Origin of the sequence: Pseudomonas cichorii (assembly GCF_019719005.1) — a bacterium.
GTDB lineage: Bacteria > Pseudomonadota > Gammaproteobacteria > Pseudomonadales > Pseudomonadaceae > Aquipseudomonas > Aquipseudomonas cichorii_E.
Window position 1 is genome coordinate 167,212 of the sequence record NZ_JAIGPJ010000005.1, and the last position, 10,441, is coordinate 177,652.

General features: G+C 58.4%; 2 protein-coding genes. Both read left to right on the forward strand.

The features are described 5' to 3' along the window. Positions 1–29: 29 nt before the first annotated feature. A complete protein-coding gene (locus K5D32_RS06965) occupies positions 30–5,144 on the forward strand; it encodes a dermonecrotic toxin domain-containing protein (RefSeq protein ID WP_221599565.1) in 5,115 nt (1,704 codons plus the stop codon). A 143-nt stretch (positions 5,145–5,287) separates the two neighbouring features. Continuing rightward, positions 5,288–10,441, forward strand: coding sequence for a dermonecrotic toxin domain-containing protein (locus K5D32_RS06970; RefSeq protein WP_221599566.1), 5,154 nt, complete (start codon positions 5,288–5,290; stop codon positions 10,439–10,441).

Below are 10,441 nucleotides of genomic sequence, written 5' to 3' on the forward strand. Positions count from 1 at the left end.
TGGCATTTTGTGCAAAAGGAAAGTTTGCCATGTCTGTCACCCCTTATTTTCATAGCGAGGCGCTGCGCCAGCGCTTCCAGCGCAACCTGAGAATCGCTCAGACTGAAAGACGGATCACTGACGAAGAGTTCAGATACCTGCAGCATCTCTGCGACACGGAACAGCCGAGTGTCGAGCAGCAAGGATCCGTTGGACTGTATCGCCCACTTCTGGAGGATGGCTCGCCCGAGTCTCTCGCAATGGTTTCCACGCTGGTGATCGAGTGCCGGATTGCCAGTGGCCGGTTCCTGTACGTCGATACCCTGACCGATGGCCTGATGTGCGTTGCTGATCGCAAGCAACTCAGCGACTACGTCAAAGAGGCATTTTCCGTTGAGGTCGATCAAAGCCCCACCTTCGAGCTCCAGCGGGTGGAAGGGGCCCTGTTCGAGCAACGCATGTGGCAGGTCATCGGCCATCAGGCGCAGAGCCTGCGATGGTTGGCGGCTGATCTGCAGGAGTTGCCGTCGCTGAGTCAGGTTCTGGGCAGGCTGTTGCCCTCTAAGCTCGGCGACGTCTGGTCCGATGCTGGTCTTGATCTTCATGCTCCGCTGGTTCAGATCGTGGAGCAGATCGGTGGCAGGCATATCGCAAACCGCGAAAATTGCATCAGGGTCCAGAGCTATGAGCAACTGGCGATGGGCATATTGACCGGCAAGGTTTTGCCCAACGGGCAAAGGTACCGCTTCATGGGCTCCAAAGGGCAACTGCTGGAGAGTATCGGCATGTCCGACCTCGACCTGCACATGGAAGATCTGGGAGACGACTATGAAGACCTGATCGGGCATTACTGGAACCATGCAGACGCACACGGTCTGACGCGCCGCCACCGGTTCGCGCAGGCACTGGCCGACGCTTTCAGTCACCGGGTCTGGATACTGCAACAGAACGCGACATCCACCAACGCTCTGACACGTATTGCCGCGTCACCGCTGTATAAGGTATCCCCCGTGCCTGTCAGCCGACTGTCGCTGACCGTCGATGGTCGCGGGCCTTATAAGCTGGCAAGTCTTTATCTGATTCATCTGGAGCGGGGAGCCTATGCGCTTTACTCCCCTCTCAAGGGAGTGCGACTCCTGAAGAGTCGCAAGGCGCTGACCGATTTGGCCAACAGCCCGACAGGTCGCAAGGAACTGCTCTGTTACCTCTCGCTGAACGACCGGGACGAACTGCCGGTCCCGGGAACTGTCGTGACCCTGAAAGTGGATGCCTATCCGCTGGACAAGCCTCTGTTCTATGACTGCATCGATGCCATCATCGGTTTGCAGGAGCGCAGTCTGGTCGCAGCGCTCAAGCGCCATGGCCGGGATGAAGGCGAACTGAGCACGCTGCTTGACGATGCCATTGATATACGGGCGCTGATCGACGGGCGTCTGCCCTATATTGGTACCGGTGGCCGCTGGCTGAACAAGCCGACGGACTTCACGACCACCTGGCAGTCTGCGTCAGGTCCCCAATCTTCGCCCGGCCCTGTCGTCACCCCCCTACAGTCATGGGGTGAGCAATTGATCCGGGTCGAGAATACCCTGCGCGATATCAATGCTCAGCGCATACCTGTTGAGGTTTTTGCCAGGCAGGCTTTGAGTCCCTACTTGGGTGCGCTCGGCTATCCCATGCCTCATGAAGGCCAGAATATCCGGTTGGAATGGGGCGGGCAGAGTATCTGCCTGACGGACTGTGTGCTCGAAAGCATCAGTGGCTCGCGTCGCACGCCGATCCCTCCAGACTGCAAGGTGCAAGTGCCGACCGAGTATCAAGGGGCAGAGGGGGTGGGCGCCATCACTGCCGGGTTGCTGGAACCTGTCGTGAGCAGGGTTGCCACGGCGTTGCAGGCTTCTGGCCCGGCCCGTTTCGAGGCGTTCTACAACCTGCCGTTGCGCATCGACAGGACGCAGAAGCAGGTCAGCCAGACGTTACGCGGCATCCGCGAGCATCTGTTGCGTCTGGAACTGAGTGTGGCGCGTCGCAAGAATGGTATTCCATCATCACTGCTCGATCTGCTGCAGAGTGCCCTGGATCGTCCCTTGAGCGACACACGTTCAGGATCGGCCGATGTCTATGCCATCAGGATAAAACTGAGCGGCAAACAGTTTCTTCTGGGACTTGACGTTGCCTGGGCCCTTCAGCCACCGGATTGGTCGTTAAAGAACCTGTTGTTCTGGTCGCCGTACATCGGGCTCAAGCTGATGGATTCCAGAGAACAGTTGCAGACCTGGCTGCAGGGACGCTTGTCTGACGCCGAATGGCGTTTCAAGTGGTTGAAGATATTTTCCGGCGAAGACCGTCAGTGGCTGGACAAGAGTCTGGCGGCGAGCGCGACTGTGACGGTGCAACTGGAAAGGGTCGACGGGGATTTCCTGTACCGCATGCAGCAGGATTACCAACAAGGGCAGGGCGCAGATTTTTCTGCTGCGTTGCGAGATGCCAGCCACTATCGTCTGGCTGCCGAGCCTTTCAAAAACAGCGTGAACCTTGCAGATAACAACGACTGGCTCCTGATCTGGATGGATTTCATGTCCATCCGTGTCCAGAACATGCTGTTCACCAGCACGATGCCGGGCTGGCTGACCATGGCCTCGCTGTATGATCTGGAGCGCTATACCGATCTGTTGAAGGAGTACTTTCGCAATAACGATCCGGCCAATGACTTCCTGGCCGGTGTGCCGACTTTGCAGCACTTTGCCCGAGAGCGGGTTCTGGAGGCGCTGACACGCGATTTTCCTGGCCTGGGCCTGGACCCGGACACCATAAAGGTGACCATGACCCACTATGTCGCAGCTTCGGTGGCGACCGGTGAAATCCCGATCTCCATTCCGGGGGCCACGATAGTCCAGAGCGAAAATCTGGTGGATTTTTCCCTCAATCACTTTTCTCAGGTTCAGGATGGTGTGCTCAGTGTCAGCATGTCGTCTGGCAAGCCAGTACCGGTGGGGTTGAACGCCCGTTATGTTTCAAAGCTGATCCACGATCTGGATGTCGGTCTGCATTACCAGACATTGCTGGCCGAACGTTTTGATCCCGCAAAGCCTGAGTACGCCAGTCGCCGAGAGCGCTTCATGCGCCAGATTCCCCCGCGGCTGCTGGTCACGGCCATGGAGCTGAAATTGCAGGGGATCATCAGCCAGACAGCTTTCGATTACCTCGAAAGTGTGCTCGACATGCCGGATAACACGGTCCGCCAGCCAGTCCATGGGCGGTACATCGTGCTGCGTCCCCTGACTCTGGTGCCGCGTCAGGGCATGTCCGCCGATAAGGTAGAGGGCTTTTACCTGATCGGTCCGAAGGATCAGAAACAGGGACCGGTGCTGCTGCATATCCATTTCAGCGAGCAATTCACTTTCAGAGAGTTCCGCGACCATGATCACCTGTTGGCTGAGCTGCGTATCAAGGGGCCTTTGCAGGAGCTGCTGCTGAACCGGCTTGAACCAAGATTGCGCGACCGCTATGACAATGGTGGTCTGAACGAGGCGCACATTCCCTTCATGGCTCAAGGAAGCCAATGGATTTTCGATACGACGCTGGACAGGCCCGAAAAGGTCCGTCTTGGCACTGTGATCATCGAAGGTAATGCATTGCGTCACCTGTTCGAAGCCATCGTGCAACTGTTGCGTAACCTTAGTCGCAAGCAGTCGGTGACCAGTGCCGAGGCTGAGTGGTCGCAGTTCGTGCGCGGGATGGCTCTGCTGTCCGATGTGACGCTGCTTTTCGTGCCGGGCAGGCTGGGAGCGCTGATCGCGATGTGGCAAAGCGGGAGTCTGATGCGCGAATCGATTGACGCCGCGATCGAAAGGCAATGGGCGCAGGCGCTGTCCGATTTCACCATGGCGCTGGGTATGATGGTCTCGACCCGGCGATCCGAAGTCGAGTCGATGCACACCCGGTTCCAGCTTCGGCCGGAAACACTTTCCTGGCGCAATTCAGCCTTGTCCGCTGCGCTGAGGTTGCGCCTGAGCGATTTCGAAGTACTGGATATCGAACTGTCGTCCCTGCAATACGATGGCTTGTACAACCTCTACAAGGATTCGAAGACTCAGACCTTTTACGCCGCAATTGAAGGCAAGGCTTACAGGGTTCAGCAGTTCGAGGGTGCCTGGCGTATCACTACCGATACCGCTCAAGGCCCCAAGATCTGGCTTGATGGTGAGCAGAAATGGCAACTGGATCTGGAGCTGGAGCTGGGGTTGCGCGGTGGCTCGCCCTTGCCAATCCCGAGCGAGCAGGCGATGCAAAAGCGGATCGACATGCTCATTACCGTGCGCGCCGAGGGCATGAAGAACATTCGCCTCTATTCCCGTGAAGAGGCCCACAAGATCAACATGGCCCGCTTCCAGGCACTGAGTTACCTGAAAAACGCCTTGTTCAATGTCAATACACCGACCATACACGGCATGGCGAAGCCGGCACAAGCCTTGCTGAAAGAGTTCTTCGGCGTGGATGAGCCTACACCGCAGATGGTCGACGACGTCAGGACACGGCTCACCAAATTGTACGTCGGCTTGTCGGAGCCCTCATTGGCACCGCTGAGCTCCAGTCGTTTCGTCATTGGTGAGAGCAAGAGCGGGCATGAGTCAGTAGCCGCTTTTGTGCTTGTGGGCGACCCGGGCAGGCGTCTCTTTCTCAACGACATGTTTTTCTTTCCGCCTGCCTATCCCCTCAGGGATGTGCTACCCGATAACCGTGCTTTCAGTCCCAATGAGCATTTCCGGGCTGCGACCATGATCCATGAGATATCTCATCAGGTCTGCGATACCGTGGACTTCGCTTATCTGGATTCCGGCGCGCCGCCGGTGAATATGCTCGATGAGCGCTTGCCGGAATGGTCTTCGTACAAGGCGCAATTGCAGACCTTGCGTGAGCAGGCGCTGTCGCATCGAACGCCCAAGCCCTGGTTGTTCCGCGTTGCCACTGGCAGAGGCTGGCGAGGCTTGCAGCCCGGCGATGGCCGAATATTTGACAGTATGGTCCGGTTGACCGGCAAACAGACTCTGGAAGAGGCGCGTGAGGTCTTTATCACCGATCCTGCGGTACGCAGCCGGGTGCTCCTTCACAATGCCGACTCGGTCGCCATGCTGGCAAGTCAGTTGGGGCGTGAACGTTTTTCCTGAGCGGCGTCTGGATTCATGCACTGCGTCTGGAGCGTTGTCATATGTAGTGCAATGTCAAGGCATGTGCTGGTTAGGATCCCTTGTACGTTATTTGCCATGGGCGTTTCGATGCCTGTGGCACTTTGTGCAAAAGGAAGCTTGCCATGCCTGCTACACCCTATTTTCAGACCGAGGCGCTGCGTCAGCGTTTTCAACGTAATCTCAGACTCGCCAAGGCCCGGAAGCGGATCTCGGACGAAGAGTTCGGCTATCTGCAGTATCTGGCCGACACCGAGCAACCGGGGCATCTGGAAGTTTATCGTCCTATCCTGGAAGACGGCTCGCCCGAACCTCTTGCCATGGTCACTACGTGGGTGATTCAGCGCTGGAACTCTGGCACCTCCGTGGTTTATGTCGATACGCTGGCCGATGGCCTGATGCGTTTTTCCGACCGCCAGCAGCTCACTGCTTACGCGACGCAGGCGTTTTCCGTGAAAGCCGACAAGCACCCCGGTTTTCATCTCCAGTTGGTAGAGGGGGCATTGTTCGAGCAGCGCATGTGGCAGGTCATCGACCATCAGGCGCAGACCTTGCGTTGGCTGGCGGATGACTTGCAGACGCTGCCGTCCCTCGATCATGTTCTGGGTCGGCTGCTGGCATCGAGGCATGCTGACCTCTGGTCCACCGGCGATCTTGATCTTCATGGGCCACGGGTGCAGATCGTGCAGCAGACGGCCGCTGAGCATGGTACCTTCCGGGAAATCCTCGTTCGGACTCAGAGCCTTGAACAGTTGGCCCTGGACACATTGACTGGCAAGGTTTTACCCGCAGGTCAGCGCTGCCGTTTCATTGGTCGCAGAGGTCAACCGCTGGAGTCGGCAGGGGTGTCGGATTTCAACCTGCGTCTGGCGGATATCAAGGACGAATATGAACGGCAGGTCGCAGATTACTGGCGCAATCCCGACAGGTACGGCCTGACGCGCCGCCATCGATTCGCGCAGGCGCTGGCCGATGCGTTCAGCCACAGGGTCTGGATGCTGCAACAGTCTGAGCCTTCCTCCACAACCATCCTGGCACGGATTGCTGCGCTACCTCTTTACAAGCATTCGGCCTTACCCATAAACCGGCTGTCGCTGACCGTCGCAGGGCAGGGGCCGTACAAGCTGGTCAGCCTCTACCTGATTCCACTGGAACAGGGTGCGTATGCGCTCTATTCCCCTCTCAAGGGTGTGCGCCAGCTCAAGAGCCGCCAGGCGTTGGTCGATCTGTTCAACAGCCCGGCAGGCCGTAGCGAATTGCGCCATTACCTGTCGCTGAATGATCAGGCCGAACTGGCGACCCTGGAAACCGCAGTGGGTCTGCAAGTGAATGATTACCGGGTGGACAAACCCCTGTTCTACGACTGCATCGACGGCATCATCGGTCTGCAGGAGCGCAGTCTGGCCGAAGCGCTCAAGCGCCATTGCCGGGACGAGGGCGAGCTGCGTGCAATGCTCGACGATGCTCTGGATGTACGGGCGCTGCTCGATGAGCGTCTGCCGCACATCGGCATCGGTGGCCGCTGGCTGAACGAGCCGACGCACTTTCTGGTGTCCTGGCCGCCCATGGAAGGTGCCAGGTCGGCACCTTCCAGCCCGACTGTCGTCCCGGCTCTGTCGTGGGGAGAGCAACTGAGCCGGATCGAAGATACGCTGCGTGAGATCGGTGACCTGCGGCCGTCCATGGAGATGTTTGTCCGGCAGGCCTTGAGTCCTTACCTGGCAGCGCTCGACTATCCCGTACCTCACGAGGGACAGAACATCCGCCTGATCTGGAGCGAGCAGGGCGTTTGTGGGGGAAGCGATGTGCGAGTGCATTGTGAAAGCCCTCAGACTCATGGCCTGGCGGACCTTGTGATCGAACGCTTCAGTGGTGCGCGCAGCAGGCCTATACCGCCGAACAGCAGGATTCAGCTACCAGCAGAGCATAGGGGAGACGATGGATCGGCAGCGCTTCCTGTCCCGTTGCTCGAAACGATCGTGGATCGGGTGGCCAATGCCCAGCAGGCGTCATGTCTTGCCGGTTTCAAGGCCTTCTACGACCGGCCATTGCGAATTGCCAATACACAGAGGCAGGTCAGCCAGATGTTACGTAACTCTCGCGAGCAGATGTTACGCCTGGAATTGGCGTTGGCACGACGCCATAAGGTTATTGCTGCGTCGCTGCTTGACCTGCTGCAGGCTGTTCTGGACCGCCCTTTGAGCGAGACTCGTCGTGGATCGGCTGATGTCCAGAGGATTACCCTCATGCTGAGCGGTCGGCGATTTCCCTTGGGGCTCAACGTCGTCTGGGCCTTGCAGATGCCCGGTCAGGCTCGGCAGCGGCTGTTGTTCTGGTCGCCTTTCATGGGGCTTCTGGAGATGGATTCCAGGGTGGAGCTGGAGGCGTGGCTACAGATGCGTCTGGCTGATCCCGAGTGGCGTTCCAAATGGCTGGCGGTATTCCCCGATCAGGATCGCCAATGGGTGGATGAAACCCTTGCAGCCAGGGCGATCATGACGCTGAGCCTGGAGCGGGTCGATGGGGATTTTCTGCATCTGATGCAACAGGATGCCCAGCAAGGGCAGAGCAGCGAATTTGCCACTGCGCTGCACGATGTCCGGCAACACCGGTTGGCCGCCATGTCGTTCAAGGGGGGCGTGGATCTGTCAGGCAACAACGACTGGCTCCTGACCTGGCTCGATTGTCTGTCCATCCGTGTCCAGGGGCTGTTGTTCATGAGCTCGATGCCGAACTGGCTCAGGAATGCCTCGCTGGAGGATCTGGAGCGCTACCTTGAATTGGCAAAGAACTATTTTCGTACTCTCGACCCGGCCACGGACTTTCTGGCCGGTGTGCCGCCCATGCAGCTTTTTGCCCGGCCACGGTTGTTGGAGGCACTGCAACGCGATTTTCCCGGATATGCCCTGGACCCGGACAAGATAACGGTGACCATGACCATCTATGACCCCTGGAACGTCATGGTCGGTACCGGTAATCTGCCGCCGTCCTTTCCAGCGGGGACCCGGGTCTACAGTGAGAGTCTGGTGGACTATTCCCTGAATCACTTTTCCGGGATCCAGGAGGGTGTAAGCAGCGTCGGTCTACCGGCCGGAATGCCGCTCCCGGCAGGGCTGGACGCCCATTACGTAGCCCGACTGATTCACGAGCTGGATGTCGGTCGGCACTACCGGACATTGCTGTCCGAACGCTTTGATCCCTCAACGCCTGAGTACGCCAGTCGCCGCGAAAGCTTCATGCAGCAGATTCCCTCGCTGCTGATGGTGGCGGCAATCGAACTGAAAATGCAGGGAATCATCAGCCAGAAAGCCTTCGATTACCTCGAGAGCGTGCTCGACATGCCGGATGGCATGGCGCGCGAGCCGCTTGATGGCCAGCAGATCGTGATGCGTCCTCTGACCCTTGTGCCGCGCCAGGGCATGGCCGCCGATGCGGTCGATGGCTTTTACCTGTTCGGCCCGAAGGACCCGGAACAGGGGCCGTTGCTGCTGCATGTTCAATTCAGCGAGCAGTTCACCTTGAAGGAGTTTCGCGATCGTGACCATCTGCTGGCCGAGTTGCGCACCAAGGGGGCCTTGCAGGACCTGCTGTTGAGCCGTCTCAAGCCCCGGCTGCGCAATCGCTACGACAATGGCGGCCTGAATCAGGCGCATATCGTCCTGCCTCTCCAGGGACCTGACTCGATCTTCGATACGACGCTGGAGAGGCCCGAAAAGGTCAGTCTCGGCACGATGGTCGTCGAGGGGAACGCGATGCGTCATCAGTTCGAAGCCGTTGTGAAAGTGATGCATGGCCTCAGTCGTACCCAGGCTGTGACCAGCGCCGAAGCCGATTGGGCGCATTTCGTACACCTGACCGAACTGTTTTCCAATGCCGTCATGTTCTTCATGCCTGCGAGGCTGGGAGCGTTGATTGCGATATGGCAGGGCGAGGAACTGCTGACCCGTTCGGTCAGCGCTGTGATGGAGCAGCAATGGTGGGTGGCATTGAGCGATTTCACCATGATGCTGGGGACGCTCGTATCGAACCGACGTGTAGAAGTCCAGCCGATGCGCATGTGGTTTCTGGCTCGTAAATCCAGGTTTCTCTGGCGTAGTTCGGCCTCTCCTGTCGTGCTGCAGCGGCATCTGAGCACGTTCGAAGAGCTTGATGTCGATATGGCGACCCTCCGGCACGATGCATTGCGCAACGTTTATGAGGACACCAGAACCCGGCGTCTCTACGCCGCGCTGGAGGGCAAGGTTTATCAGGTGGAGCATGTCGATGGCGTCTGGCGTATCAAGGGCAAGGCCGGTCCAGGACCTGATCTGCGGCTTGACGCCCAACAGAAATGGCAACTGGATCTGGACCCTGGCCTGGGCGGTAGCCTGCGCTCTTCAAATCCGATAGACCGGGAAATCGACGGGGTGATCGAAGAGTTCGTGAGCGTGCGTGCCGACGGCATGAAGAACATCCGGCTGTATTCCCGTGAAGAGGCACGCAAGATCACGATGGCGCGTGTTCATGCGTTGGGCTACCTGAAAAATGCCTTGTTCAACCTCAATGCCCCGACAGTCGAAGGCCTGTCCGAACCGGTGCAGCTCGTGCTGAAATCGTTCTTCGGTGTAGACAAGGCCACGCCGTCGATGATCGACAACGTCAGGCAACGGTTCACCGAGTTATACGATGGCTTGCTGCAGCCTTCACTGGCACCGCTGAGTTCCGGACGTTTCGTCCTGGGCAGGACCCGGAGCGGGCATGAATCCGTGAGCGCTTTTGTGGTTGTTGGCGATCTGCGCAAGCGCATCATTCTCACCGAAGATTTCTTTTCGCCGCCGAGCTATTCCCTCAAGGCGGTTTTGCCCGGTAACCGGGCGTTCAATGCCGACGATCATTACCGGGCATCGACTCTGATTCATGAGATGTCCCACCAGGCTTGTGATGCCGTGGATTTCGCTTATCTCAAGGCCGCTGCACCACCCACCGAGATGATCGATGTCGGCCAGCCGGCATGGAGTTTCTACCACAGGCAATTGCAGGTCGTGCGTGACCGCTCGTTATCACACCTGACTCCCAAGGGGCGGTTGTTTCGTATCCCGAGCGGTAACGTCATGCGCGACTTGCGGCCTCAAGATGGCCGGCTGTTCAGTAAGATGAACAGTCTGACCGGCCAGGCGACCGCGAAAGAAGCGCGAGAGATATTTCTCAGCGACCCGGAGGTGCGCAGCCGGGTGATTCTCAGTAACGCCGACTCGATCACCATGCTGGTGAGTCTGCTGGGACGTGAGCGGTTTTCCTGA

Excerpts from the sequence above, each read along its gene's own strand:
- K5D32_RS06965 (WP_221599565.1), top strand. The coding sequence starts at position 30 with ATGTCTGTCACCCCTTATTTTCATAGCGAGGCGCTGCGCCAGCGCTTC.
- K5D32_RS06970 (WP_221599566.1), top strand. The coding sequence starts at position 5,288 with ATGCCTGCTACACCCTATTTTCAGACCGAGGCGCTGCGTCAGCGTTTT.